Annotated in this window: 21 protein-coding genes, 1 tRNA gene and 1 pseudogene; 5 read left to right on the top strand and 18 right to left on the bottom strand. The window is 62.1% G+C overall.

All coding sequences use genetic code 11. From position 1 onward, the window contains the following. Window positions 1-34 precede the first annotated feature (34 nt). Together KAQ61_RS11600 and KAQ61_RS11595 are read left to right on the top strand one after the other, a co-directional pair. Window positions 35-721, top strand: a complete 687-nt coding sequence (locus KAQ61_RS11600) for a heavy metal response regulator transcription factor (RefSeq protein WP_043387455.1) — start codon at window positions 35-37, stop codon at window positions 719-721. Continuing rightward, a complete protein-coding gene (locus KAQ61_RS11595; protein WP_043387442.1) occupies window positions 718-2,052 on the top strand; it encodes a heavy metal sensor histidine kinase in 1,335 nt (444 codons plus the stop codon). The genes KAQ61_RS11600 and KAQ61_RS11595 overlap by 4 nt, the downstream gene beginning before the upstream one ends. A 10-nt stretch (window positions 2,053-2,062) precedes the next feature. On the opposite strand, the gene cadR is transcribed toward KAQ61_RS11595, so the two are convergent. Beyond that, a complete protein-coding gene (gene cadR, locus KAQ61_RS11590; RefSeq protein WP_042413482.1) occupies window positions 2,063-2,566 on the bottom strand; it encodes a Cd(II)/Pb(II)-responsive transcriptional regulator in 504 nt (167 codons plus the stop codon). A 99-nt stretch (window positions 2,567-2,665) separates the two neighbouring features. Here cadR and KAQ61_RS11585 point away from each other — a divergent pair, with 99 nt between their 5' ends. Continuing rightward, window positions 2,666-4,957, top strand: coding sequence for a heavy metal translocating P-type ATPase (locus tag KAQ61_RS11585; protein ID WP_276514443.1), 2,292 nt, complete (start codon window positions 2,666-2,668; stop codon window positions 4,955-4,957). Window positions 4,958-5,132: 175 nt separating this feature from the next. Here KAQ61_RS11585 and KAQ61_RS11580 read toward each other — a convergent pair. The 4 genes and pseudogenes from KAQ61_RS11580 to KAQ61_RS11565 form a co-directional block, all read right to left on the bottom strand. After that, window positions 5,133-6,008, bottom strand: a pseudogene (locus tag KAQ61_RS11580) (recombination directionality factor); the annotation flags it as partial. A 196-nt stretch (window positions 6,009-6,204) separates the two neighbouring features. Continuing rightward, complete coding sequence (locus KAQ61_RS11575) at window positions 6,205-6,828, bottom strand: recombinase family protein (protein WP_420839316.1); 624 nt, start codon at window positions 6,826-6,828, stop codon at window positions 6,205-6,207. A gap of 260 nt (window positions 6,829-7,088) precedes the next feature. Then, window positions 7,089-8,236 (bottom strand): IS3 family transposase gene (locus KAQ61_RS11570; protein ID WP_210929257.1). Its coding sequence is split into 2 segments (ribosomal slippage): window positions 7,089-7,975 and window positions 7,975-8,236, totalling 1,149 coding nucleotides; the frame shifts between segments, so codons are not numbered across the junction. A gap of 81 nt (window positions 8,237-8,317) precedes the next feature. Next, complete coding sequence (locus KAQ61_RS11565) at window positions 8,318-8,692, bottom strand: DUF7673 family protein (RefSeq protein WP_210929256.1); 375 nt, start codon at window positions 8,690-8,692, stop codon at window positions 8,318-8,320. An 84-nt stretch (window positions 8,693-8,776) separates the two neighbouring features. Between KAQ61_RS11565 and KAQ61_RS11560 the strand changes: the two genes are divergently transcribed. Then, a complete protein-coding gene (locus tag KAQ61_RS11560) occupies window positions 8,777-9,526 on the top strand; it encodes a hypothetical protein (protein WP_210929255.1) in 750 nt (249 codons plus the stop codon). A gap of 282 nt (window positions 9,527-9,808) precedes the next feature. Here KAQ61_RS11560 and KAQ61_RS11555 read toward each other — a convergent pair whose 3' ends face one another. The 5 genes from KAQ61_RS11555 to KAQ61_RS11535 all read right to left on the bottom strand — a co-directional run bounded on the left by KAQ61_RS11555 (window position 9,809) and on the right by KAQ61_RS11535 (window position 14,917). After that, complete coding sequence (locus tag KAQ61_RS11555; protein ID WP_148729815.1) at window positions 9,809-11,617, bottom strand: DUF6538 domain-containing protein; 1,809 nt, start codon at window positions 11,615-11,617, stop codon at window positions 9,809-9,811. Between the two features lie 112 nt (window positions 11,618-11,729). Next, window positions 11,730-11,819 (bottom strand) — tRNA-Ser (locus tag KAQ61_RS11550). Window positions 11,820-12,070: 251 nt separating this feature from the next. Then, window positions 12,071-13,009: a Bug family tripartite tricarboxylate transporter substrate binding protein gene (locus KAQ61_RS11545; protein WP_231499193.1), complete on the bottom strand. Its 939-nt coding sequence runs from the start codon at window positions 13,007-13,009 to the stop codon at window positions 12,071-12,073. Window positions 13,010-13,349: 340 nt separating this feature from the next. After that, window positions 13,350-13,712 carry a cupin domain-containing protein gene (locus KAQ61_RS11540; protein ID WP_210929254.1) on the bottom strand — a complete coding sequence of 121 codons (363 nt, stop codon included), beginning with the start codon at window positions 13,710-13,712 and terminating at the stop codon, window positions 13,350-13,352. Window positions 13,713-13,888: 176 nt separating this feature from the next. Further along, window positions 13,889-14,917 carry an ABC transporter substrate-binding protein gene (locus tag KAQ61_RS11535; RefSeq protein ID WP_210929253.1) on the bottom strand — a complete coding sequence of 343 codons (1,029 nt, stop codon included), beginning with the start codon at window positions 14,915-14,917 and terminating at the stop codon, window positions 13,889-13,891. Window positions 14,918-15,051: 134 nt separating this feature from the next. Between KAQ61_RS11535 and KAQ61_RS11530 the strand changes: the two genes are divergently transcribed. Then, complete coding sequence (locus KAQ61_RS11530; RefSeq protein WP_210929252.1) at window positions 15,052-15,705, top strand: flavin reductase family protein; 654 nt, start codon at window positions 15,052-15,054, stop codon at window positions 15,703-15,705. 265 nt (window positions 15,706-15,970) lie between these two features. On the opposite strand, the gene otnI is transcribed toward KAQ61_RS11530, so the two are convergent. From otnI to KAQ61_RS11490, 8 genes are all read right to left on the bottom strand, one after another. Continuing rightward, a complete protein-coding gene (gene otnI / locus KAQ61_RS11525) occupies window positions 15,971-16,771 on the bottom strand; it encodes a 2-oxo-tetronate isomerase (RefSeq protein WP_210929251.1) in 801 nt (266 codons plus the stop codon). A gap of 59 nt (window positions 16,772-16,830) precedes the next feature. Beyond that, complete coding sequence (locus KAQ61_RS11520; RefSeq protein WP_210931889.1) at window positions 16,831-17,508, bottom strand: class II aldolase/adducin family protein; 678 nt, start codon at window positions 17,506-17,508, stop codon at window positions 16,831-16,833. 29 nt (window positions 17,509-17,537) lie between these two features. Beyond that, complete coding sequence (otnK, locus tag KAQ61_RS11515; RefSeq protein ID WP_210929250.1) at window positions 17,538-18,815, bottom strand: 3-oxo-tetronate kinase; 1,278 nt, start codon at window positions 18,813-18,815, stop codon at window positions 17,538-17,540. Further along, window positions 18,812-19,723 (bottom strand): L-threonate dehydrogenase, encoded by a 912-nt coding sequence (gene ltnD, locus KAQ61_RS11510; protein WP_210929249.1) that lies wholly within the window; start codon window positions 19,721-19,723, stop codon window positions 18,812-18,814. The genes otnK and ltnD overlap by 4 nt, the downstream gene beginning before the upstream one ends. Window positions 19,724-19,808: 85 nt before the next feature. Then, window positions 19,809-21,173 carry a GntP family transporter gene (locus KAQ61_RS11505; protein WP_210929248.1) on the bottom strand — a complete coding sequence of 455 codons (1,365 nt, stop codon included), beginning with the start codon at window positions 21,171-21,173 and terminating at the stop codon, window positions 19,809-19,811. Between the two features lie 154 nt (window positions 21,174-21,327). Then, window positions 21,328-22,095 (bottom strand): FadR/GntR family transcriptional regulator, encoded by a 768-nt coding sequence (locus tag KAQ61_RS11500; protein ID WP_154164357.1) that lies wholly within the window; start codon window positions 22,093-22,095, stop codon window positions 21,328-21,330. 320 nt (window positions 22,096-22,415) lie between these two features. After that, entirely contained in the window at window positions 22,416-24,713 is a 2,298-nt protein-coding gene (locus tag KAQ61_RS11495) for an NADP-dependent malic enzyme (RefSeq protein ID WP_210929247.1), read from the bottom strand. A gap of 198 nt (window positions 24,714-24,911) precedes the next feature. Then, on the bottom strand, window positions 24,912-26,399 hold the full coding sequence (locus KAQ61_RS11490) for a nucleobase:cation symporter-2 family protein (protein WP_042414226.1): 1,488 nt from the start codon (window positions 26,397-26,399) through the stop codon (window positions 24,912-24,914). Window positions 26,400-26,708: the final 309 nt, after the last annotated feature.

Below are 26,708 nucleotides of genomic sequence, written 5' to 3'. Positions count from 1 at the left end.
CTACGAACGGGCCGCATTCTTCGAGAATGGCACCATGAAAATCTTGCTCATTGAAGACGAAGTCAAGCTTGCCGAATACCTGCGTAAGGGCCTCGGAGAGGCCGGCTATGTGGTGGACGTTGCCCACAACGGGGTAGATGGTCTGCACCTGGCGCTTGAAGGTGAGCACAACCTACTGGTACTGGACGCTATGCTCCCTGGGATCGACGGCTTCAGCCTCCTCACCGCTTTTCGCAAATCCAGGCAGACACCTGTCTTGATGCTGACAGCGCGGGTCAGCGTCGAGGACCGGGTGCTGGGACTGCAGACAGGTGCTGACGATTACCTGGTCAAGCCCTTCGCATTTTCCGAATTGAACGCACGCATCCAGGTGCTGCTCAGGCGCACCTATGGCGCGCGCGATGCGGCAGAGCCCACGCAACTGCGCCTTGCCGATCTCGAACTTGACCTAGTGCGGCGCAAGGCATCCCGCGGCGGTCAGCGGTTGGAGCTGACCGCAAAGGAGTTCCTGCTTCTGACGCTGTTCCTGCGAAGGAAAGGCGAGGTACTGTCTCGCACCGAGCTTGCTGAGCAGGTGTGGGACATGCACTTCGACAGCGAAACCAACGTAGTGGAGGTCGCTATTCGTCGCTTGCGAAGCAAGATAGACAAACCCTTTGACACTGTGCTGCTTCACACCATCCGAGGCATGGGCTACATCATGGAGGAGCGTAACGGATGAAGGCATTGATCCACCATCGCTCGCTGCGCCAGAGGCTGTCGTGGTGGTTGGCGTTGCAAAGCTTTGCAGGCCTGGGCCTGGTCTGCCTGGCCGTGTATCTGGTAACCGAGTTCAATTTTCGCGATCGGCAAGAGGAAACGCTGGCGCAAAAGGAGAACGTCATTCGGCATCTCTTGGTAGAGGGGACGGAGCACCGGGAGTCGGAAGCTCTCGCTCACAAGCTCGATGACTTCCTGGTGGGGCATGGAGATTTATCGCTTGAGGTGTCACTGGCCGATGGGACCGTGCTCTACGCGCACACCCGCAACCAGAATGCACAGACGGTATGGCGCCAACGGAAATTCGAGGTGGCGCAGGTTGCAGGCCCTGCCTCGCCGGCTTTGCACGTCCAGCTGTCGCTGGATATTCAAACCGACAACCAGTTGTTGCACCGGCTCGCACTCACCCTGCTGGTGGCTGCCATCGGGGGCGCCATCGTGGTTTCACTGGGCGGCTTCTCCCTGGTCAAACTCGGCCTTGCGCCTGTGCGAAGGCTGGCCGGCCAAACGCGAGCACTGTCGGCGGATAGCCTGCACCAACGGCTCGATGGCGACGAGCAACCTCTTGAACTCGTGCCGCTGATCGACCAGTTCAACGCCCTCCTTGCACGCATTGAGAAGGCCTACTCACAGATGGCGGGTTTCAATGCGGATGTGGCGCACGAGCTATGCACGCCACTGGCCACGCTCATTGCCAACAATGAACTGGCTCTAAGGCGTCCTGAGCAGGCGGATATGCGGGAGGTCCTCGCCTCAAATCTGGAGGAACTGCATCGCCTGACCGGCATCGTCAACGATATGCTGTTCCTATCGCAAGCTGATCGGGGTGTAGGCGCGCGTCGCGTTCCCGTATCGAGTCTTGCATCGGTGGCTGTAGACGTGCTGGACTATCACGAGGCGGCACTGGCCGAGGCCGGGCTCACCGCCAAAGTAGTCGGCGACGCACATGGTGCCTTCGACGTGCCCCTGTTGCGCCGAGCCTTGTCAAACCTGCTGGGGAACGCCACCCGATACGCGAGAAATGGCTCGATCGTCCAAGTCAACTTCAGGACCGTTGATGAGGACCGCGTGCTGATCAGTGTCTCCAACTGCGGAGACAGCATCGATCCCGAAATACTCCCTCACTTGTTCGATCGATTTTTCCGCGCCGATCCCGCTCGCAGTCATGGACAAAGCAACCACGGCCTAGGCCTGGCCATCGTTGGCGCGATCGCTCGCATGCATCAGGGCAAACCAGTCGCATGGTCGGAGAGCGGGGTGACGAGCGTTGGGCTGGAGATCCGAGCCCAATGACTTTTGGCAGTCAGCCCTTACGGTTAATGCGCAGCTGTTTGGCAGCGGCTCCGATTTCGCGATGCACGCCAGGTGGATGCGCTTCATTGGGGTTGGCTGTAGGCATGTGATTGTGTTGGCGCGCCGCTATTGCCAGGCCGCCCAAGATGCCGCAGTCCCCGGCCAGGTGACCTGGCGAACACTGCTGCTGCAGACTGCGCAATTCTAATTCCAGCACCTGGAGTTCCCGGATTCGCGAGACGACATGATCAATGTGCTCCTCAAGAAGCGCATCCACCGCGCCACAGTTCTCACCAGGTGCGTCCTTGAAATGCAACAGCACGCGGATTTCATTGAGTGTCATGTCCAGGCAGCGGCAATGCCGGATGAAGGCAAGACGCTCGATGTGGCTGCTATCGTAGATTCGGTAATTGCTTTCCGTACGTATCGCCGCCGGCAGCAGACACTCCCGCTCGTAGTAGCGAATGGTCTCTGTCTGGGTGCCGGTGGCCTTGGCCAATTCGCCGATCTTCATGGCACATCCTTTGCAAATGGGGGTAGTGCCTGACGGTGCTGGGGCGCATTTCGCGCTGTCACTTGACTTTAAGGTCACTACAGGGTTTCCAATTAAGCCATGAAACTAGAAACCAGCACCTCTTCAAGCGTTGACACCTGCTGCTCAGCGGGATGCTCCAGTTCCGCCTCTCCGGTCAATGCCGCCGCAAGCGGCCCGGGCCAAGTCAAGCTGTTCAGAATTGCGACCATGGACTGCAGCGCCGAGGAGGCGGAAATCCGCCGCGCGCTGGAACCCTTGGACGGAATCCGCTCTCTGGGCTTCCAGCTCGGTGCTCGCACGTTGAAGATCGATGCGGCAGAAAGCACGTATCCCTTGGCCCTGGAGGCTATCCGCAAGGCGGGCTTCGATCCACAGCCGGTGGCCGGCGCAATGAACTCCCAGGGGGGGCCGGCAGTAGGGCCTGTCGAAGGCGACGACGATGGACATGGGTTCGCTGGCGGCATTTCTCGCCTGGTGGCTGCGCTTGTGTTCGCCACGGGCGCGGAGGTGCTCTCCTTCTTCGCGCCCGACCAGATGGCCTGGAAGGTGGCAGGCATGGCCATCGCCGCGTTGGCCATCTGGCTGGCTGGAATCGACACCTACAAGAAGGGCATCGCAGCGCTGCTACGTGGCAAGCTCAACATCAATGCCCTGATGTCGGTGGCCGTCACAGGCGCTTTCCTCATTGGCCAGTGGCCCGAGGCTGCCATGGTGATGGCCCTGTACGCCATTGCTGAGCTGATTGAGGCCAAGGCCGTGGACCGGGCACGCAATGCGATCAAGGGGTTGCTGGAACTGGCGCCGGAAGAGGCTCTGGTTCTGGGCCCCAATGGCGCATGGTCTGCCACGCCGGTCGCCGCTGTAGCCATCGGTGCGACCGTGCGCATCAAGCCGGGAGAACGGGTGCCGCTGGACGGCAAGGTGACGAAGGGGAACGGGGCCATCAACCAGGCTCCGGTGACTGGCGAGAGCATTCCCGTGGACAAGGCACCCGGCGATCAGGTGTTCGCGGGCACCATCAATGAGACCGGTGAACTTGAGTTCGAGGTCACGGCCCTATCGAGCAACACCACCTTGGCCAGAATCATTCAAGCCGTTGAGCAGGCACAAGGCACGCGCGCACCGACACAGCGCTTTGTCGATCGGTTCGCCGCGATCTACACGCCTGCGGTCTTCGCCATTGCGGTGGCGGTGGCAGTTCTCACACCGTTCCTGATGGGACTGACCTGGCTGGAAGCGCTCTACAAGGCCCTTGTCCTGCTGGTGATTGCCTGCCCATGTGCCTTGGTCATTTCCACGCCTGTGACGGTGGTAAGCGGACTGGCGGCCGGCGCTCGCCGAGGCATCCTGATCAAGGGCGGAACCTACTTGGAAGACGCGCGGCTCCTGAAGGCGGTGGCGCTGGACAAGACGGGCACCATCACCGAAGGTAAACCCAAGCTGGTGCAGTGGCACGTCTGGGGCGCTGGCGATGAAGCTGCAGCCCAACAGATGGCCGCCAGCCTGGCTGGCAGATCCGATCACCCGGTGTCCAAGGCGATCATCCAGGGTCTGGAAGTACCAGGCCCGGAGGCCGAAAACTTCAAGGCCTTGCCGGGGCGCGGTGTCGAAGGCGTGGTCAATGGAGTACGCCTCGTGCTGGGCAATCACCGACTGATCCATGAACGGGGACTGTGCACCCCTGAACTGGAGGCGGAACTCGCCATCCATGAAAAGCAAGGCCGCACGGTCACCCTCCTGGCTGACGATTCGTGCGTCCTGGCCTTGTTTGCTGTTGCAGACACCATTCGGGCGACATCAAAGCAAGCCATCGTCGATCTCAAGGCGCTGGGAGTGACCTCGGTGATGCTGACCGGCGACAACACGGCCACGGCCAAGGCAATCGCGGCGCAGGCGGGGATCGATGACGCCCGCGGCGACCTGCTGCCCGAAGCCAAGCTCGACGCCATCAAGGAGATGCAAAAGCGCTACGGCGCCACCGGCATGACCGGGGACGGCATTAACGATGCACCGGCATTGGCCCAGGCTGATATCGGTTTTGCCATGGGCGGCGCTGGTACCGACACCGCCATGGAAGCGGCCGACGTGGTCATCATGAACGACAACCTGCAGCGCGTCGCCGAGACTGTGCGGCTATCCAAGCGCACGCATGCCGTGCTCTGGCAGAACATCACCTTGGCTCTGGGCATCAAGAGCGTGTTCCTGGTGATGGCGGTCGTTGGCACGGCGACCATGTGGATGGCGGTTTTCGCGGACATGGGTGCGAGCTTACTGGTAGTGGGCAACGGGCTTAGGCTGCTTCGCGGGACACTGGATCCAGCCTCCAAGCTCAACCGCTCAGAACCCAAGGAGCATGCCCATTCCCACTAGTGTGTCCGCGCCGAAGTAGAACTGAGCCACCGGCTCAGTTTCCGGTCGGCCATTGACAAAGAAGGTGGGCGTCTTGGTGACCTGCAGTGCGGTGAGGTCTTCGATGTCTTGCTGCACTAAGGACTGCATGCCAGGTGGCTTGTAAGCGCAAAAAATGGCGTTAGGGATGGTGTGTTGGCGGCTCGGTATCCTCCGGATAAAGCTCCTCCACAATGTCCGCCGCTTCCTCCGGCGCATCTTCAAAGCTGCCGTTAGCATAGCCCAGACGTGCAGCCTCATCCAAAGCGCTCTGCGCAAATCCTGCAGACTGGCGCTGTGCAGCCAGCGCCTTGGCTTGGCCGATGGCCTCGTTCAAGCTCAGGCCGGTGCGCACCACCAGGTCGGCGTAGTAGATGGCCGCACGGTGCGACTGTGTGGTGGATTTGCCCCGCAGCCGCATTTCTAGAGGCATGGCGGCCAGGTGGCCGCCTGAGACTGCAGCAAAGTAGCGCAGGCGTGCAACGAGCGTACGAATGCTGTTGAAGCCCGTGGTACGAAACACAAAGCTGCCCAATTCATCGCTGTCACCGATGCTGACGTTCAGCCGCCCATAAGGCTTGCAGTTACCCAGCCCAAAACGACAGCTATCAGGACCGGGACATTCCATCGTCTCCAGCCCTTGATCCGTGACGCGCTTGCTGCTCTCCCCGTCACCCACGCAGACAGGACGCGCTGTGCTGCGGTCAAACATGCAGTAGTTGGCTCGCAGGTTTAGATCAGGGTCATTGAACAAGACGCGCACGGGAATGCTGCGCAGCTTCCGTCGTGGAGAGCTAGTTTCTGCAGGCGCTTGACCTGCAACCCCCATCTTGTCTTTGAGCGTGCGCTTGGCACTGCGTGCGGGAATACTTTCACTTTGACTGTCGGAAGGCTCAGCGCCTTTCGTTACGGTTTTGAGCTTTTTCCGGCAAGTGCATACGCGCTTTTTGAGTGACGCCGCACTTGTTTCGATCTTCTTGACAAGTTCACCGAGACCATGCGGGCCTCGGAGAGGGGTGATATGCGGATGCATGGTGCGCTCCAAAGAGCGCTCGCCACCATCTGTCCTCATGCCAGCCGAAGCTGGTAACTAATTTCTTGCCCTCAATTGCGAGCGAGTTGTTGTTGAACGCGCCCTATACTGGTTTGGTTGGTTTCAGTATTGGGACGCACGATGAAAGCCGGATGGCACCGGCTTGATTCCATAGGCTTTGGGGAGACCTCAAGGCCTATGTTTTTGGCTCAAGCAGCATTTCGGGTGTTGGCCGCAGGTTGTATAGCGTCGAACGCGATACGCCGAACTGCTTGCAAATCTCTGCAATCCTCATGTTGCCGCTTTTCATCAGGGACAGAGCCATGTTTTTTTGTGCGGGCGATAGGCTGGCGGGTCTGCCGCCTTTGCGGCCCCGTGCCCGTGCTGCATTAAGCCCCGCGATCGTCCGTTCACGCAGCAACTCACGCTCAAACTGAGCCAAGGCGGCGAACAGGTGAAATACCAGCTTGCCAGCAGGCCCGCGAGTATCAATCGATTCCTTGAGTGACTTGAACGTCACCCCTCTGGCTTCAAGCTCGTTGACGATGCGAATAAGGTCTTGCAGATTGCGGCCGAGTCGATCCAATCGCCAGACGGTAAGCGTGTCGCCTTCCCTCAGGGCTTTCAGGCAGTGGAGTAGCTCAGGCCTCTCGGCTGTCTTGCCACTAGCATGGTCTTCGTAAATTGTCTCGACCCCGGCCCGTTTCAATTCATCGTGCTGAAGGTCCAGGTTCTGCTCGTGCGTACTGACCCGCGCGTATCCAATTTCTGCCACACGGCCCCCTTTCTTGGATGTTGATTGATGGATGACTTCTTGCACATATCCGTATAGCGTCTGGCACCCAGGATGATGGGTTTCCGCGATGTGCAGAAACCCATCGTTTGTTAGACAGCATCTACCAAAACAAGCTGTGCTATCAGTTGCCAAGAGACGTACACCACTTGCTCAGCTAAGGGCCTCCAAGGCACTAGTGATCGAGCCTCTTCAGAGAATATTCGTTCTCCTGCTTCCAAGAGTCGAGTTCAAACCCCGACAGGGTCTCTTTGTTGTGGGCTGCTGCCGGTTCCGTTGACACCGACCTAAGCTTCTTGAGCTTTCTCGAACTGTACGGGACTGAGATAGCCGAGCGTCGAATGCCGGCGCGTCGGGTTGTAGAAGCACTCGATGTAGTCGAACACATCTGAACGGGCCTGCCCTCGTGTGCGGTACACCTTCCTGGCCGTGCGCTCGGTCTTGAGGGAACTGAAGAAGCTCTCCATGGCCGAGTTGTCCCAGACCTCACCAGCCCGGCTCATGCTGCAAGTGATGCCTTGTTCATCCAGCAGCTTCTGGAAGTGCTCGCTGGTGTACTGGCTGCCCTGGTCCGAGTGATGCAACAAGGCCACCGTCTTGCCTCGACGCCACACTGCCATCATCAGCGCATCCACCACGAGCTGCGAGGTCATGCTCTCCTGCATCGACCAGCCCACGATGCGCCGCGAGTACAGGTCCAGCACCGCCGCCACGTACAGCCAGCCCTCGGCTGTCCAGATGTAGGTGAAGTCGGCTACCCACTTCTGGTTCGGGCCATCGGCCCGGAACTGGCGGTCCAGCACGTTGTCGGCCACCGCGCTGCGCGTGCCCCGGTCCTTGGGCAGTCCACGTCGTCGGGGCCTGGCTCGTAGTGCCTGCTCTCGCATGAGTCGCTCGATGCGGTGCAGACCACAGGCTTGACCTTGCTCCAGCACGTCGTGCCACACACGGCGCGCGCCGTAGGTGCGGTCGCTGCGCACGAAGCTCTGGTGGACTTGCGCGCCCAGCACTTCATCGCTGAGGCTGCGCTGGCTCCTGGGCCGTGTGAGCCACGCGTAGAAGCCACCCCGCGAGACACCGAGCGCCTCGCACATCAGATTGACCGGCCAGGCCCCTCGGTGTTTCGCCACGAAGCCGAACTTCACATCGACTCCTTCGCGAAGTAGGCCGCGGCTTTTTTCAGGATGTCGCGCTCCATCTTGAGCTTGGCAACCTCCTTGCGCAGTCGCGCTATCTCCGCGTCCTGGGCCTTCTGCTTGCCGTTGCCAGGGTACGCCTCCTGGGGCTCCTCTCGCAACTCACGAACCCACTTGCGCAGCACGTTCTCGTGAACGTCCAGGTCCTTGGCTGCCTGGGCCACAGCCACGCCACGCTCGGTGACCAACCTGACCGCCTCGAGCTTGAACTCGCGGCTGAATGTCCTTCTTGTCTCCATGAACCACCTCCGGTTTCATCTTCCACCTTAACAAGGTGTCTTTGAAACCGGCAGCAGCCCATACAGCTCTTAATCAGCGACCTACAGTTCACACTGGACGCCTAGGTTCCAGCGCGCAGCCAGCAGTTCAAGAGCTTCTTCTCCGCCATCAATGTCTTTCTCGACGTTGTTGTGTCGAACACTGTTCATATATAGGACAGCGATGCAGTCCTGAATGACTGGCTTATCGAGTGCGCGCAAATCCGTCATGTCAAAAGTGAAGCGGCTTGAGTCGTATAGGCTGAGCAGGAAGCAGGCGACTTTTTGTGGCTGCCCTGAAAAGCCCTGGGCGAATTCGAACAACCGCTGCAAGGCAGCTTTACCTCGCGCAACTTCTTCTGGTGACATGGGCTTCATTGCCTCGCGCAGCTGGGCCAGCAACTCAGCGTCGATTAATCTAGGGTGGTCTGTTGGCATAGAACTCCTTGTGACATAATTTATCATCAAAATTGATGACGAATGAAGTCTATAGCAATCCTATCCAAAAATGCAACCCCTGTTATGAACGACATCAAAAATTCAGACGTAAAGTCGATCGCACCCAATGACGTACGCTCTTTGCTACAGTTTTTTGCGAAGCGGCATCCTGGTAGATCACAGAAATCTCTCGCTGAGCTGGCTGACCTAGATCCAGGGAATATTCAAGCTAGCCTCAATGGGCGCCGAGCACTTGCGCCAGAAAACGTGCCGCTTATTGCTGCATCTCTTGGGCTGAGATACACAAGATCAGATGCAGATGGAGGTCGCTTGGCGCTTGCGCAGGATTGCGTGGCTCAAGTTGAAGTGCCACTTGATGAACTGGATTTGCTAGATGCCGTTTTGCGTTGCATTGCAAACAGTCCACCGCGTTGGTTGCTGATCTCCAAGTTGTGGGCTCCTGGCGTTGCAGAGGACGACACTGATGAGTCAGTTCCAGGTGTGTACACCTTGCTGATTGGGCGTTTGTCTGACAGCTACCTGATCGTTCATCTGAACTGGCCCTCCTTGAAAGAGGCGATAGAGCAAACTGACATTTGCATGCAGTTGTCCAAAAAGCTTTACGGTGTTTGGGATCGAGATCAAGGTCAAGGCCTGACCGTGAGCCATGCGCATTGGATAAGACTCGCGGCTGGAGTCGTTGGCACTCGCAGCTTGGACAAACTGTTTGGAGATGAGGTGCGTCCAACCTTAAGTGAATGGGCGAACCTGCTTCTTGCCCTAGACGCCAAGGGTGCTACGCCGCAAAGTGTTCTTGCTGGGCTGGGCGGATAGGTCTGCTGCAATCAATTAATAGGTTGTAAGGCAGGATTCGCTAGATGACGGCAGTTGGGCTCTCAATCGTCCCCGGGGTGCTGCTATCTGTTGCTGAATCGTGCATGAAAAAAGGCCCGGCAAAAAGCCGGGCCAAGAGAGGTGAGGAAACTTCATGACACATGAGAGCCTATTTTGCACAGACACTTGCCTTCCAAAATCTGCCCTCAAACCTGTATAGCGCGCAAGTTAGAGGATGATGAGCATCGTGACTGTTTTTTTTGAAGCCTGCGCCTCATTAAGCTACGGGGTCTTATGGGTCTCTTCTCTCCATCGCTGCACATGTGAAAGCAGTCGCTTACTTATGATGACTCTCCCTTGGAGCCAATCTTTAAAGGGGGGTGGAAGCTTTACATTAGGGTAGGTGATTCGTTGGATGTAGGGTCTGAACGCTTCAAGTTCGTATCCATATCCATAGTGTCTTTCACTACCTTCTTTTTCGATTTCGCCTTTGTCTTGGGGGCGCACTGATGCTCGGCCTGTATAGGCTTGTGCTAGCCCTTTAGGCCATTGGTCTTCAACGTTTGCTGCTCTGATTCTGTCTTCCAGAGAGTGTCTGAAGCTGTGATTGCCATAGCCGCTACCGAAACCTAACTTATCCCGTACAAAACGAACAAATGGCTGCTCGTATGCTCGTCCCCACTTGGGTGATTTTCCATCACATTCAGGAAGGGCTGCCGGGAAGAGGGGGCCCTTCGAATAGTGGTTCATGACGCTGCGGACGAAGTCGACAAAACCTTGTTGTATAAGAACATGGTGAATCGGTACGACACGCATCGATGCTTCATTTTTAAGAGCTCGAGCAGGGCCAAACTCGGTTTCTCCATCTTGAATCAAGATACCTAAGTCTTTGAGTAGCACATCCTCTACTTGTATTTGAGCTGCCTCGCTGACGCGTAATCCATGCCACATGCAGATGAGCGGAATCCAGTAGCGAGCCCCAAGATCGTCTTTCATCTTGCCTCGCCAAGCTGACGAGTTCGGGTTGTACCAGTCTGATGCAAATAATTTATTGAGGTGGTCGGACTGATAAGGAAAGCGGGGCTTTTGGCGAAGTTTTTCTTGCTTGGCGTCGACAGTAGGCATCACATCTAGTTCTACCACTGGGTTGTTGTTGATGAGTTTCTTTGTTTTCCCAATACCAAATGCAGTGTGCAAAGCTCTTTTTACGCGGCCTGCTACGTACTTGTAGCTCCAAGCCGCTTCTTTGTCTTGCAGACGGTTTTCCAGGAAGTTGTAGACATCATCTGAGCTAACCAAATGCAGGGGCTTGTTCTCTGCGAAGTCAACAAATCGCTGCCAAATCGACAGATAAGTAGACTGGGTTTTGGGATATTTAGGGGATAGATAGCGTTTGTAGTGAGGTGTGATGTCTGCCAAACGATTTACCTGTGGAGTCGGCGCGCGTTCTGGCTGCGCCTCCCATACTGCTTCAAGCGGCGGTGGCAGTTTTGAAAGATCAGGTGATCCGAGGGATTCGCCTTGCTGTCGAGCCGCGAGAGTTTTGTACCCAGTTTTCACATGTGTCAGCACTTCGTAGGTGAGTGCTTGCCATTGCGCGTCGGTTGCCTCTAATTGATAGCCACGAAACACCATGAGCTGGTTCACGAATTCGTGGAATCTGCCAACATTTCCTGAGGCTACTGCTCGGTTGATGAGGGGGAGCATTTCCTGGATGTTCGCATCCAGCGATTCGAACTCCTCATCGCTCATCCCCTCTTTGCGTGCTTGGGCATCCGCGTCTAGCGTGCTCAGAAAGAGGGAAGCGATTTGCCCTGGGAGCTCTGGACTGATGGAGAGACTTTTAAGCCGCGTCTTACGGGGCAGCTTCAAGAAAGAGCCGATGGAAGTTGCTTGCGTTTGGTTGGATCGAGCTGCGGCAAGCTCGCGATCTGTTTGCACGGTCAGCAAGGCGCAAAGCTCTTTGGCCTTTTTGTAGTCTCGCCCGAGCCTTTTAACGAAGTTGGCTTTTGCGAAACGTGGGCGCAAATCTTGGGGGATGGGACGAAGGAAACGATAACCGTGGTCGTCCTTGCGCATGTAGGTTGGCATGTCAGCGTCCTTGGCTGGCCGAACCTTTTGCTGCCGCTGTGTACCAGTCATTTGTACCACTTCAGGAGTAAAACTCCTTCATGTGAAGCGATTTCAATGACTTAGTTCAATCTGGCGGAGGCTGTGAGATTCGAACTCACGGAAGGATCACTCCTTCGGCAGTTTTCAAGACTGCTGGTTTAAACCACTCACCCAAACCTCCGTAAGCCGCCTATTTTACACATGGATTGGTGCCTGCCACGGTGATGTGGCGCACTATGGGCGAGCGTCTGCCGGAGTGCTGGGGGGATGCAAAAGCTCCTGATTAGAGAGCGTTGTACGCCTGTTGGTGCTTGCGTTGCAGAGGATTTGTTCGAACACCTCAATGACTGCATGCGCCAGCAGCTACTCTAATGCGAGCGCGCATAAAAAAACGCCTTCGCAAGGAAGGCGTTGGCAGGGGCCGTTGAGGGCTTAGTCGGCGGTGGCGCCGGAGGCCTTGACGGCGTCGCCCCACTTCTTGATGTCGGCGTCGACCAGGGCGGTGAACTCCGCGGTGCTCAGGCCATATGCTTCGGCGCCCAGGTCGGAGATCTTCTTCTTCACGCTGTCCTGGGCCAGGATGTCACGCACATAGCCGTTCATGCGTTCGGCCAGTTCCTTGGGCAGGTTCTTGGAGCCGATCATGCCGTACCAGGGTTCCACGTCGAAGTTGGTGTAGCCCAGCTCGTGCAGGCTCTTGACGCCGGGGAACTTGGGCGAGGCGTGCTTGCTGGTGATGGCCAGGGCCTTGAGCTTGCCACCGTCGATCTGGGGCTTGAGGGGCACGGGGTTGTCGATGCCGTACTGCACTTCGTTGGCCATCAGCGCAATGATCAGCGGAGCCGATCCCTTGTAGGGGATGTGGGGCGACTTGGCCTTGATCTGCATGTGGAACATTTCCGCGATCATGTGCTGGGGCGAGCCGGCACCGGCCGAGCCGAAGTTCAGCTTGTCCTGCTTGATCTGGGCGACCAGCTCGTCCACGCTGTTGATGCCGGAGGTGGCACCGGTGACCAGCAGGAAGGGGGCCTTGGCGATCGGGGTGATGGGCGTCAGGTCGGTGCGGGGGTTGTAGGGCACGCTCTTGTACAGCGAGGGCGAGATCACCACGGGGCTGCTGGAGCCGACCAGGAAGGTGCCGCCATCGGGCTTGGCGCGGCTGACGTAGGCCGTGGCGATGTTGCCGTTGGCACCGGGCTTGCTTTCTACGATGACGCTGGCTTGAATGCGCTTTTCCAATTCGAGGGCCACGATGCGGGCCAGCATGTCGCTGGTGCCGCCGGGTGCGTAGGGCTGCACCAGGGTGATGGTCTTGACGGGCCATGCGTCTTTGGCGTGGGCCACGGCAGGCAGCCCTGCGGCAACGGTCATTGCGGCGGTCGCAGCCAAAACGGTTCTTCTGAACATATCCACTCCTTGTAAGCCGGGCGCGTGAGGTTGGCGCCCCATCGTGATCACGGGGATGACCCAAAACAGTGCATTTGCACGTTTGTGAATCAGATTTAACCCGTACATGCTAACCCGCAGTCTTGTAGAAGACATGCCCGTCTTGTGGCTAATTGCAAATATCGGATGTGGATATTACGTAGAAATCCTTGGATTTTTCAGACGACGGTTTTGTGTTTTGTAATGTAAAAAATGTTGCGTTGCAGCATGATTTATAAGGATTTTTTCCACCGCAGGGATCCGGTCGGTGGGTCACGGGGCGGTGTCAACCGGTGGTTCGGGCGATGAAGAACACCTTTTTCACGCGCTCGTCCACCTCCCAGTGGCCGGCAAAACCTTCGGGCAGCACGAAGCTGTCCCCGGCCGCGAAGCTGTGGGGGGTGCCGTCCGGGTCGACCACGCGGCAGCTGCCTTCGACGATGTGGCAGAACTCGACGTAGCCTGCGCAATGGGAGCGGAAGGCGCCGGCCGTGGCCTCCCAGACGCCGCTGCTGAGCTGGCCGTGCTGTGCGCTGAAGCTCTCCAGCGTCAGGTAGGTGGTGTCGCCGTGGATGGGGCGGCTGGGCCGGCCGGGCGTGGCCTGGCGCAGGTCGCGGGTTTCGATGCGGACAAGGGTGGCTGGGGTCATGGTGGCGTGCTGTTGAGAAAAAAGGAGCGTGTGGCGCAGGCAGCGAAAAGGTTTGGTGCGGATTCGTGCTGAAAACCCAGCGTTGGCGAGCGCGGCATGCTCTGATTTTGAAGGTATGCAAAAAGGCCTGCGTTGCCGCAGGCCCTGTCACACACGATCACTGCCGGGCGAGCCGCTCAGCGTTTGGGCAGCACGTCCAATTCTGCCGCGCTGGGCAGGAAGCTGCCGTTCCACACGGCCTGGACGGGGATGGGGCGCTTGGTGGCGTAGGCCTTGGCGACCTGTTCGGCCATCAGCTGCAGGCGTGCGGGGTTGAGCTGGCCAAAGCCTTCCTTGCGCGCGCCTTCGCTGTCGATGGCGGTTTCGATGGTCAGCTTTAGGCGCTTGACTTCCTGGGGCACGTTGACCAGGCCGTCCTTGGCCTTCATGGAGGCGATGGCCGCCTCGGGGTGGGCGATGCCTTCCTTGGCGCCCTTGGCAAAGGCCTTGAGGAAGGCGCGTACGGCTTCGGGCTTTTCGGCAATCAGCTTGGGGCTGGCGATGATGACGTTGCCGTACAGCTGCACGCCGTGCGTGGCGTAGGGCAGGACCACCACGTCCTCGCGCTTGACGCCGCGCGCCTCCAGGTTCAGCAGGCTGGTGAAGGTGTAACCGGTCACGGCGTCCAGGTCGCCGCGCACCAGCATGGTCTCGCGCAGCGGCGGGTCCATGGTGGTCCATTGCACCTCGCCCACGCCGTTGGCCTGCGCAAAGATGGGGAAGGTGCGGCGGCCGGCATCAAAGATGGGCGCACCCAGCTTCTTGCCGGTCAGATCGGAGGCCTTGGTGATGCCGGATTTCTTCAGCGCCATGACCGAGGCCGGCGTGGTGTTGTAGATCACCATGATGGCCACCGGCTTGATGGGGGCGTCCGGATTGTTGGCGTGGAATTCCATCAGCGCAGCCAGGTCGGCAAAGCCCAGGTCGTGCGTGCCCGAGGCCACGCGCTGGATGGCGCCGGCGCCGCTGGCGGCTTCCACATTCACATCCAGACCTACGTCCTTGAAGTAGCCCTTTTGCTCCGGGTGCACGAACAGGGCGGCCGGGCCTTCGAAACGCCAGTCGAGCTGGAACTTCAAGGGCGTGGCCTGTGCGTGGGCGCTGGTCAGGGCCGAGGTGGCCAGCAAGGCGGCGGCAGCGGTCTGCAGGAATTGGCGTTTGCGCATGGTTCAACACAATCAGAGGGTGGAAGGAGCACGGGTTGAGCAAGATCAATGCCCGGATTGCATACACAATTGGCATGCAAGTTGCGGCGGTCCGGGGCACAGGTCGCCGCATGGCGACAGAAACGGAAAGCTCCATGACCGAAATCGATTTCTCCACCCTGGGTACGTACGAGCGCTACAAGCTCATGGCCAGCCTGATCGTGCCGCGGCCGATTGCCCTGGTGACCACGCTGGCCGAGGACGGCACGGTGAATGCCGCGCCGTTCAGCATGTTCAACATGGTGGGCGAGGACCCGCCGGTGGTCATGCTCAGCGTGAACAAGCTGCAGGACGGCCAGCTCAAGGACACAGCAGCGCACATCCTGCGCACCCAAGAGTTCGTGGTGCACCTGGCCGATGAACCGATTGCGGCCGCCATGCACCGCTGTGGGGATCGCCTGCCCGTGACCGAGAGCGAGCTGGCCTACACCGGCCTGCACACCACGCCGTCCCAGACCGTGCAGGTGCCGCGCATTGCCGAAGCGCCCGTGGCCTTCGAGTGCGTGCTGCACGAGCTGATGGAAACCGACAGCCGCTACGTCTTCATCGGCCGCGTGCAGTGGCTGGCGGTGCGTGAGGGCCTGGTGGACACGGCGACGTGGCGCGTGAAGCTGCAGGACTACTTTCCCGTGGGCCGCTTTGGCGCCAGCTTCTACGTCACCTGCCGCGAGCGCTTTGCCATTGAGGCCCACGAAGGCAAGGCCGCGCTGCAGGGCGGCAGTGCCAGCACGGCCATTGATGAAATGTGAGCGGCGGGCGCTGGCTGTGCGTGGATTGCATGTGATTTCTGTTGAAAACCATGGCCAGGTAAGCGCAAGCCGCTACACATACTGAAGCGTTGATGCACAAAGCCCCGGGCCGAGCGGTCCGGGGCTTTTTACATGGGTCAGGCGCCGCGGTGGAGCCGCGCTGCATGCGGTGCTGGGCGCCGCGCCAACGACCACCACCGGGGGCCGGCGCTGTTCCGGCTAGGCGTGGCGGCAGGGAGCTTGGCTCACCGCCGCCTTGATCGCATCAGGCCAGCCAGGGCTGCAGCCAGCCCAGGCCGTCGCGGGTGGCGTGCGGTGCCGCGCCCCGGGCGGGCTTGTACTCGCAGCCAATCCAGCCGTCATAACCCAGCGTGTCCAGCAGCTGGAACAGGTAGGGGTAATTGAGCTCACCCACATCGGGCTCGTGGCGCTCGGGCACGCCGGCGATCTGGAAGTGGCCGACGTTGCCAGTGGGCAGGTACTGGCGGATCTTCATGGCCAGGTCGCCTTCGACGATCTGGCAGTGGTACAGGTCCATCTGCACCTTGACGTTGGCGGCGCCGATTTCGGCCACCAGCGCGTGGGCCTGGTCCTGGCGGCTGAGGAAGAAGCCCGGCATGTCGCGGCCGTTGATGGGCTCCAGCAGGATCTGGATGCCATGGGCGGCGGCCTGCTCGGCGGCGTAGCGCACATTGACCACGTAGGTGGCGCGCACGGTGGCGGGGTCGACATCCTGGGGCACCAGGCCGGCCATCACGTGGATGCGCGGGCACTGCAGGGCCTGGGCATAGGTGATGGCGCGGGCGATGCCCTCGCGGAACTCGGCCTCGCGGCCGGGCAGGCAGGCGATGCCGCGCTCGCCCGCGTCCCAGTCACCGGGCGGGGCGTTGAACAGCACCTGCTGCAGACCGTGCCGGCGCAGCAGGGCGGCCAGTTGCTCGGGCGTGTAGGCGTAGGGGAAGAGGTATTCCACGGCCTTGAAGCCATCGCGCGCGGCGGCGGCAAAGCGGTCGAGGAAGTCCACGTCGTTGTAGAGCATGGACAGGTTGGCAGCAAAACGGGGCATGGTTGCTCTCGGGGTTCAGCCTGCGGGCACCAGGGCCTGCAGACCAGGAATGGATGGGGTCACCACGACGCGCCAAAGGTCTGGCGCAGCTCGTCGATCTGCGCCTCGTTCAGCGGGGCGGGGGGCTGGTGGCGGCACAGTTGCCACAGCTGGGCGGTTTCTTCCAGCTCTTCCAGCGTGGCCATGGCGGCGGCCGGGCTGTCGTGCCAGACGTTGGGGCCCAGGCGCGCCAGCATCACGGCGCGGATGGGACTGCCGGCCGTGGCATAGCGCTCGATCGCTTCGACCACGGCCTGCGCCGCCTCGGGGGCCCCGGGGCGGTGGTAGGGAATGTGCGGCACGCGCCCGACCTTCATCACGAAGTAGGGGGTCAGGGCGGGCAGCAGCTCGGCCTGCGGCGTGGCCGCACCGGCCTGCAGCGAGCAGGCCACCAGGTGCGTGCTGTGCGTGTGGATCACGCAGCCAGCGGGCGCGGCCGTGGTGGCGCTGGCCTCGTAGATGCGGCGGTGCAGCACGATGGTCTTGCTGGCCCGGTCGCCGCTGAGCTGTTGGCCCTGCAGGTCCAGCTTGGCCAGGCGTTCGGGCTGCAGTGCGCCCAGGCAGGCATCGGTGGGCGTGATCAGGTAGCCATCGGCCAGGCGCACGCTGATGTTGCCGGCCGTGGCGTGCACATAGCCGCGCTCGAACAGCGAGCGCCCCACGCGGCAGATTTCCGCGCGGGCGTGGGCTTCGGTCAGAAAGTCGGTGGGCATGGGGGCTTTCGGGGTCAGGCCAGGGCCGTGAAGGCCTTGGAGAAGAAGTCCGGGGTTCCGAAGTTGCCCGACTTGAGCGTGATGTGCAAGCCCTGGGGGGCGGCCGGCGAGGCCGCGTGGCACCATGGCACGCCGGGGTCGATCTGGCCGCCGATGCGCATCTGCTCGATCTCCAGCGCCTGCACGCAGGCGCCCGAGGTCTCGCCGCCGGCCACGACCAGCTGGCGCACGCCCAGTTCCACCAGACCGCGGGCAATGCCGGCAATGGTCTGCTCGACTATGGCGCCGGCCTGCTCCACGCCCAGCTGGCCCTGGATGGCCTTGACGGCCGCGGGCTCGGCGGTCGAGTAGATCAGCACCGGGCCGTGGGCGATCTTGTCCTGGGCCCAGGCCAGGGCTTCGGCGCGCACGTCCTGGCCGGCGGCGATGCGCAGCGGGTCGATGGCCAGGGCCGGACGGCCGGACTGGATGAAGTGCAGCACCTGCTGGTTGGTGGCCACCGAGCAGCTGCCCGAGACCACCGCCTGCAGGCCACTGGCGGCGGGCAGGGCCGCAGCCTGGTCGGTGGGCTGCAGGCCGAAGTTGGCGGGCAGCGCAATCGCCACGCCCGAGCCGGCAGTGACCAGGGCCATGTCGGACAGGGCGGGGCCCATGCGCAGCAGGTCGGCGTTGGACACCGCGTCCACGATGGCGATGCCCACGCCTTCGGCCTTCAGGGCCGCGATGCGGGCGCGGATGGCGGTTTCACCCTGGGCGACCACGCTGTGGTCGATCAGGCCCACCTTGCGCTGGCACTGTGCCTGCAGCACGCGCACCAGGTTGGGGTCGGTCATGGGGGTCAGCGGGTGGTTCTGCATGCCGCTTTCGTTGAGCAGCACATCGCCCGCGAACAGGTAGCCCTTGAACACCGTGCGCTTGTTGTCCGGGAAGGCCGGGGTGGCGATGGTGAAGTCACAGCCCAGGGCATCCATCAGTGCCTCGGTCACGGGGCCGATGTTGCCGGCGGGCGTGCTGTCGAAGGTGGAGCAGTACTTGAAATAGATCTGCTGCGCACCTTGGGCCTGCAGCCAGCGCAGGGCCTCCAGCGACTGGGCAATGGCTTCACTGGCCGGGATGGTGCGCGACTTCAGGGCCACGACCACGGCGTCGGCCTCGGTGTCCAGCGGGGCCTGGGGCACGCCAATGGTCTGCACCACGCGCATGCCGGCGCGCACCAGGTTGTTGGCCAGGTCGGTGGCGCCGGTGAAATCGTCGGCAATGCAGCCGATCTTCAGGCGGGAGATGCTGCTCATGGCTGGCCTTCGTCGTTGGCGGCTTTGGGCAGGGTGATGCCGGGGAAGATCTTGATCACGGCGCTGTCGTCTTCCTTGGCAAAGCCGGCGGTGGAGGCCTGCATGAACATCTGGTGCGCGGTGGCTGCCAGCGGCAGCGGGAATTTGGTGGCGCGGGCCGTGTCCAGCACCAGGCCCAGGTCCTTGACGAAGATGTCCACGGCCGACAGGGGGGTGTAGTCACCGGCCAGCACGTGGGCCATGCGGTTTTCGAACATCCAGCTGTTGCCGGCGCTGTGGGTGATCACGTCGTAGATGGCGGCCGCGTCCACGCCTTCACGCAGGCCCAGGGCCATGGCTTCGGCGGCCGCGGCAATGTGCACGCCGGCCAGCAGCTGGTTGATGATCTTGACCTTGCTGCCCGCGCCGGCCTTGTCGCCCAGGCGGTAGACCTTGCCGGCCATGGCGTCCAGCACGTCGCCGGCGGCCGCGTAGGCGGCGGGCGTGGCCGAGGTCATCATGGTCATCTGGCCCGAGGCGGCCTTGGCCGCGCCGCCGGAGATGGGGCCGTCCACGTACAGGATGCCGCTTTGGGCCAGGCGTGCTTCCAGGGCGATGGACCAGTTGGGGTCGACCGTGGAGCACATGATGAAGGTGTTGCCTGCACGCATGGCGGCAGCAGCGCCGTGCTCGCCGAACAGCACGGATTCGGTCTGCGCGGCGTTGACCACCACGGACACCACGACATCCACCTGGGCGGCCAGATCGGCCGGCGAAGCGCAGGCCACGCCGCCATCCTTGGCGAAGTCATCGGCTGCGCCGGGGCGCACGTCACAGACATGCACGCAGTAGCCGTTGTTGCGCAGGGTTTTGGCAATGCCCAGGCCCATGGCGCCCAGGCCGATGACGCCGACTTTTTTCTGAGTCATTTGAGAAGTTCCAATCGAAAGAGGATGTTGCGGAAGCAAACGCAAACGCCGGGCAGGCCCGGCGTGGAAGAAGACAAGAGCTGGATCAGGACGCCAGGACCCAGATCAACCAGGTCAGCAGGAAACCGGCCAGCCCCAGGATGGTGGTCAGCACCGTCCAGCTGCGCAGCCCGTCGGCCACGCTCAGGCCCAGGTAGCGGGTGACGATCCAGAAGCCCGAATCGTTCACGTGCGACAGGCCCAGACCGCCGAAGCCGATGGCCACCGTGAGGATGGCGACCTGCAGGGCGCTGTAGCCACCGCCGTTGATGCTTTCGGCCAGCAGGCCGCAGGTGGTCAGGATGGCCACGGTGGCCGAGCCTTGGGCGGCGCGCAGCGCCAGGGCGATCACAAAGCCCAGCAGGATCAGGGGCAGGCCGGTGCCGGCCAGGGCCTGGGACAGGGCGGTGCCGATGCCGCTGACGGTCAGCACCTTGGCGAACACGCCGCCGGCGCCGGTCACGAGGATCACTGTGGCTGCTGCGGGCAGGGCCGATTCCATCACCTCATTGGTGCGGGTGCGGGTCCAGCCCAGGGGGCGCACCAGCAGCACAAAGGCCAGGCCGATGGCGACCATCAGGGCGAACACCGGGGCGCCGGTGAACGACATCAGGTTGCGCAGGCTGTCGCCCTTGGGCAGCAGGGTGGCGCCGGTGGTGCCTAGCATGATCAGCGCCAGTGGGGCGAGGATCAGCGTCAGCACGGCGGCCACGCTGGGCAGCTTGTTGGAGGTGGTGGTGGTCGAGGCGTCGGTGCCGAACTTGCGGAACTGGGCCTCGGCATCGGGTTGCATCACGTAGTCGCGACGGTTGAGCTTGCCGCCCACGTACTGGGCCAGGAAGGCCAGGGGAATGCAGGTGGCCAGGCCGATCAGCGTGATCCAGCCCACATCGGCCGACAGCACGGCCGCGCCGCCGACGATGCCGGGGTGCGGGGGCACCACCACGTGGGTGGCCAGCATGATGCCGGCCACGGGCAGGCCGTACTTGACGGGGTTGACGCCCGCGGCCTTGCAGAAGCCGTAAATGATGGGGATCAGGATGATGAAGCCCACGTCGAAGAACACGGGGATGGACAGCACCAGGGCTGCGGCCGTCAGGGCGGCCGGCACGCGGCGCGGGCCCAGGATCTGGGTGAAGCGCTGTGCCAGGGTGTTGGCGCCGCCAGACACCTCGATCATGCGGCCCAGCATGGCACCCAGCGCCACCAGGATGGCCACCGAGCCCAGGGTGCCGCCCATGCCGGCGATCAGGGTGGGAATGATTTCGGCCACGGGGATGTTGGTGGCCAGGGCCACCAGCAGGCTGACCAGCATCAGCGCCACGAAGGCGTGGACTTGCAGGCGGATGATCAGGACGAGCAGCAGCGCGATGCTGCCCCCGGCAATGCTCAGGAGGGCAAGGGTGGACATGGAAATGTGTCTCGAAGTTTGTAATCAGGGAGGCGCGCAGCACCGCTGCTTTGCCTGCTTATATTGTCATCATACAAATTTTTTGTGCCAAGGAACCCCGGGAAACTGCGTATGCCTGACGACCACGCGTGGGGTGTTGCGCCGGCGCGCCGTTTTACAGCGCGTCCGGCAGCAGCACCTGGGCCAAGCGGCGGCCATCCTGCGCCCAGAAGGCAGGATCGGCCTGGCGGATGCGGGAAATGGCGTTGTTCATGTGCGCGGTGGCGGCGGCGCGGGCCGCGGCGGGGTCGCCGGCCTCGATGGCCTGGACGATGCCGGCGTGCTCCTGCGTCACGGCGGTGGAAAAATCGGTGCGCCGCGCTTCATTGGCCCGGGTCACGCGCGTGGCGCCGGCCAGGATCTGGGACAGGTAGTCCAGGGTGTTGAGTAAAAAGGGGTTGCGCGCGGCCTGGGCGATGGCGCGGTGGAAGGCCACGTCCTCGCTGACCCCGTCGCGGCCCTGCTGCACCGCATCGGCCAGGGCCTGCACGGCCGCGTGGATGCGGCGGAGGTCCTCGGGGTTGCGGCGCGCGGCGGCCAGCTCGGCCACCTCGGCCTCCAGGGCCCGGCGCACTTCGACGATCTGGATCACCGCCTCCTGCGAGGCGGCCTGGGTCTTGTCCAGGTCCAGTGGCTCGATGCGGGCCGCCTGCACGTAGACGCCGCTGCCCTGCTTGGATTCCACCAGGCCACTGGATTTCAGGCGCGAGATCGCTTCGCGCACCACGGTGCGGCTGACGCCAAACTGCGCGACCATGGCCACTTCGGTGGGCAGGCGGTCGCCCGGGCGCAACTGGCCCTGCCGAATGCTGGATTCGAGGGATTGGGCCACTTGATCGGCAAGCGACGTACCGGCCTTGACGGGCTCAAAGGACACTGGCATGCGGTGGGGGTGTATCGGGGCGGTCAGGGCCGCCTGCAGGGAGAAGTTGCAGTTACTGTACCCCAAGGGGCGCGTGCTTTGGCAGGGTGGTGGTGATGGCACAGCGGCGCGCTTCGGTTCAGCGCGGGCGGGCCGCATGGGGCGGAGCGAATGGATTGTGCTTCAATAAAAAGAGCGTTTTGCGCTCATTGGAAAAGGATTTTGCAATGATTAAGCAATCAATTCATTGCTGCAAAAGCGCAAGCTGCTTTCAAAAATGAAGCGGTCATGAAAAAAGCCCTTGGCCACAGGGCCAAGGGCTGGTGCCGGGGGCGGGGCGATCAGGCCTTGCGGGCAATCGCCTGGGCGGCGGCCAGTGCGGTCATGTTGACCACGCGGCGCACGGTGGACGAAGGTGTCAGCACATGGGCCGAGGCGGCGGCGCCCATCAGGATGGGACCGATGGTGGTGCCGTGGCCGGAGGTGGTCTTGAGCACGTTGAACAGGATGTTCGCGGCGTCCAGGTTGGGGCAGATCAGCACATTGGCTTCACCCGACAGGCTGCTATCCAGCAGCGTGCGCTCGCGCACCTTGGCGTCCAGCGCGGCGTCGCCGTGCATTTCACCGTCGCATTCGATGCCGGGGTTGGCCGCGGCAAACAGGTTGCGCGCGGCGCGCATCTTCAGTGCCGACTTGCGGCTGGAGGAGCCGTAGTTGGAGTGCGACAGGAAGGCCACCTTGGGGGGGATGCCAAAGCGGGCGACTTCGTCGGCCGCCATCTGAGCGATCTGGGCCAGCTCTTCGGCTGTGGGGTCTTCGTTGATGTAGGTGTCCGCGATGAACAGGGTGCGGTCTTCCAGCATCACGGCGTTCACGGTGGCCAGGCGGTCGGCGCCGGCCTTGTGGCCCAGCACGGTCTCGATGTGGTCCAGGTGTCGGTCGAAACGGCCGACCAGGCCCGACAGCATGGCGTCGGCATCGCCCAGCTTGACCATCAGCGCGGCGATCAGGGTGTTGGAGCGGCGCACGGCCGACTTGGCGGTCTCGGGTGTCACGCCGTCACGGCCCATCAGCTGGTGGTAGGCCTCCCAGTACTGGCGGAAGCGGGGGTCGTCCTCGGGGTTGCAGATTTCCACGTCCACCCCGGGCTGCAGGCGCAGGCCAGCCTTGGCAATGCGCGCTTCGATCACGGCGGGGCGGCCGATCAGGATGGGCTTGGCCAGGCCTTCTTCCACGGCCACTTGCACGGCACGCAGCACGCGCTCGTCTTCACCTTCGGCATAGGCCACGCGCTGCAGCTTGGCCTTGGCGGCGGCAAACACGGGGCGCATGAACATGCTGGTCTGGTAGACGAAGCGGGTCAGGCTTTCGCGGTAGGCGGCAATGTCCTCGATGGGGCGGGTGGCCACGCCGGATTCGGCAGCGGCCTGGGCCACGGCGGGGGCAATGCGCAGGATCAGGCGCGTGTCGAAGGGCGTGGGGATCAGGTAGTCGGGGCCAAACTTCAGTTCCTTGCCCTGGTAGGCGGCGGCCACTTCGTCGCTCACGTCCTGCTTGGCCAGGGCGGCGATTTCGCGCACGCAGGCCAGCTTCATGCTTTCCGTGATCTTGGTGGCGCCGCAGTCCAGCGCGCCACGGAAGATGTAGGGGAAGCACAGCACGTTGTTCACCTGGTTCGGATAGTCCGAACGGCCGGTGGCGATGATGCAGTCGGGGCGCACCGCCTTGGCCAGCTCGGGGCGGATTTCCGGCTCGGGGTTGGCCAGCGCCAGGATGATGGGCTTGTCGGCCATGGTCTTGACCATCTCGGCGGTCAGCACGCCAGGGGCCGAGCAGCCCAGGAACACGTCGGCACCGTTGACCGCGTCGGCCAGGGTGCGGGCGTCGGTCTTCTGGGCGTACTGGGCCTTGGAGGCGTCCAGGCCACCGGGGCGGCCTTCGTAGATCACGCCCTTGGAGTCGCACATGAAGACGTTCTCGCGCTTCACGCCCAGGCCCACCATCACGTTCACGCAGGCAATCGCCGCGGCGCCGGCGCCGGAGACGGTGACCTTGACCTGGTCGATCTGCTTGTTCACCAGTTCCAGGCCGTTGAGCAGCGCGGCGCTGGAGATGATGGCGGTGCCGTGCTGGTCGTCATGGAACACGGGAATGTTCATGCGCTTGGAGAGTTCCTGCTCAATGTAGAAGCACTCGGGCGCCTTGATGTCTTCCAGGTTGATGCCGCCCAGCGTAGGTTCCAGCGAGGCAATGATCTCGATCAGCTTGTCGGGATCGCGTTCGGCCAGTTCGATGTCGAACACATCCACACCGGCGAACTTCTTGAACAGGCAGCCTTTGCCTTCCATCACGGGCTTGCCAGCCAGGGGGCCGATGTCGCCCAGGCCCAGCACGGCCGTGCCGTTGGTGATCACGCCGACCAGGTTGCCGCGGGCGGTGTAGTCAAAAGCCTTGGAGGGATCGGCCTGGATGTCCAGGCAGGGGTAGGCCACACCGGGGGAGTAGGCCAGCGACAGGTCGCGCTGGTTGGACAGTGGCTTGGTGGGGGTCACCGAAATCTTGCCCTTGTTGGGGCTTGCGTGGTACTCACGCGCAGCATCGCGCAGGGCTTGTTCAGCGGTGGACAGGGTTTGCGTCATACAAAAATATCTCGTGAATCTGGCAGATCAAGCCTGAAGGCTTGCTGACCTAGAGCTTACCCTAGGTCGGGTCTTTCCAATAGATGAACGGTTTGTGCGCTGCAATAAGCGTAGCCCAAGGCGCAAACCCCCTGCGGCGTGGGCAGGGGGCTTCGTGGGGCCCGGGGATGTCCGGGCTACGGGCGAAGGCAGACTGGGTCAGTGCGCGTCGGCCTGGCGTGCGGCATTGATAACAGCTTGGGTATCTCCGCGCGCTCCGTTGAAGAAGACATTCAGGAGCACGGCGGCGATCGAGGCCAGAAGGATACCGGATTCGATTAGCGGGTGGATGGCATGGGGCATCCACTGGCGGAAATTGGGTGCCACCAGCGGAATCATGCCGACACCGATCGAGACCGCCACGATCATGGCGTTGTTGCGGTTGCGGATGAAGTCCACCGTCGACAGGATGCGGATGCCGGTGGCAGCGACCATGCCGAACATCACCAGGCCGGCACCGCCCAGCACCACGGTGGGCAGGGACTCGATCAGCATGGCCATCTTGGGCAGCAGGCCCAGCAGGATCAGGATGGCCCCGCCTGCCACGCAGACCCAGCGGCTCTTGACCCCAGTGACCGCGACCAGACCCACGTTCTGCGAGAAGCTGGTGTAGGGGAAGGTGTTGAAGATGCCGCCGATCAGCGTGCCCAGGCCGTCCGTGCGCAGGCCGCGCGTCAGCTCATCCTGGTTGATGGGCTTGCCGGTCATGTCGGACAGGGCCAGGAACATGCCGGTGGACTCGATCATCACCACCACCATCACCAGGGTCATGGTCAGGATCAGCACCGGATCGAACACCGGGGCGGCGATCTCGAAGGGCAGCACCAGGTTGAACCACTGGGCATTCGCCACCTTGTGGAAGTCCATCAGGCCCATGGCCGCGGTGATCACACCACCCACCACAATCCCCAGTAGCACCGAGATGTTGGCCAGAAAGCCTTTGCCGAAGCGGGCCACGAACAGGATGGTCAGCAGCACGACGGCCGAGATCCCGACCCCGGTCAGGTCGGCGTACTTGGGGTTGGGGATGGTGGGCACCACGGCAAAGCCCTTGGGCACCGGTGGCAGCGAGGTGCCCGGTGCGCCGGCCATGGCCTGGGCCTCGGTCAGCCATTTCAGGTGTTCGGGGTTGGGCACGGACGGGGCGGTGGGCCCCACAGGGTTGCCGAAGATCCAGTTGATGCCCACGCGCATCAGGCTGATGCCGATCACGGTGATGATGGTGCCGGTGACCACGGGCGGAAAGAAGCGCAGCAGGCGACTGACCACCGGCGCGATCAGGATGGAGACCACCCCGGCGCCGATCACCGAGCCGAAGATCAGGCCGGCCCCGGCATGGCCGCCGGTGCTCTGCGCCATGGACACCATGGGGCCGACGGCGGCAAAGGTCACGCCCATCATCACTGGCAGCTTGATGCCGAACCACTGCGTGCAGCCCATGGCCTGGATCAGCGTCACCAGGCCGCAGACGAAGAGGTCGGCCGAGATCAGCATGGCCACCTGCTCGGGCGGCAGGTTCAGGGCCCGGCCGACGATGAGCGGCACGGCAACCGCACCGGCGTACATCACCAGCACGTGCTGCAGGCCCAGTGCCGTCACACGGCCTAGTGGGAGCTTTTCATCGACAGGATGCACAGTGGTCTGCATGGGGTCTTCCTTGGAGTCCTTGTAGGGTGGTGTGGTTGTGCTGCATCGCTTGCATGCAACCATCCATACAAAAAGTGTATACAAAACAGAATGGATTAGGACCTCTAGAAATCCCGGGTAGGGGCCTGATTTCCTAGGGGTTTGCCCCTTGCTGGTGCATGCCCGTGCGCAGTGCCTGGTTTGTGTTTTGAAACACAAAAGGGCTTTTCGGAATGTGAAAGCGGGCATACCCCATGCTGGGGCTCTTCCCTGGAAACAAGCAAGATGCACGCCCGCTGGGCACAGGCATGAAAAAGCCCGGTCGCAACC

Source organism: Comamonas aquatica (assembly GCF_018064205.1).
In the GTDB taxonomy this organism is placed as follows: domain Bacteria; phylum Pseudomonadota; class Gammaproteobacteria; order Burkholderiales; family Burkholderiaceae_C; genus Comamonas; species Comamonas aquatica.
The sequence above is the reverse complement of the archived record's forward strand: the minus strand, read 5'-3'. Positions and strand labels throughout refer to the sequence as shown.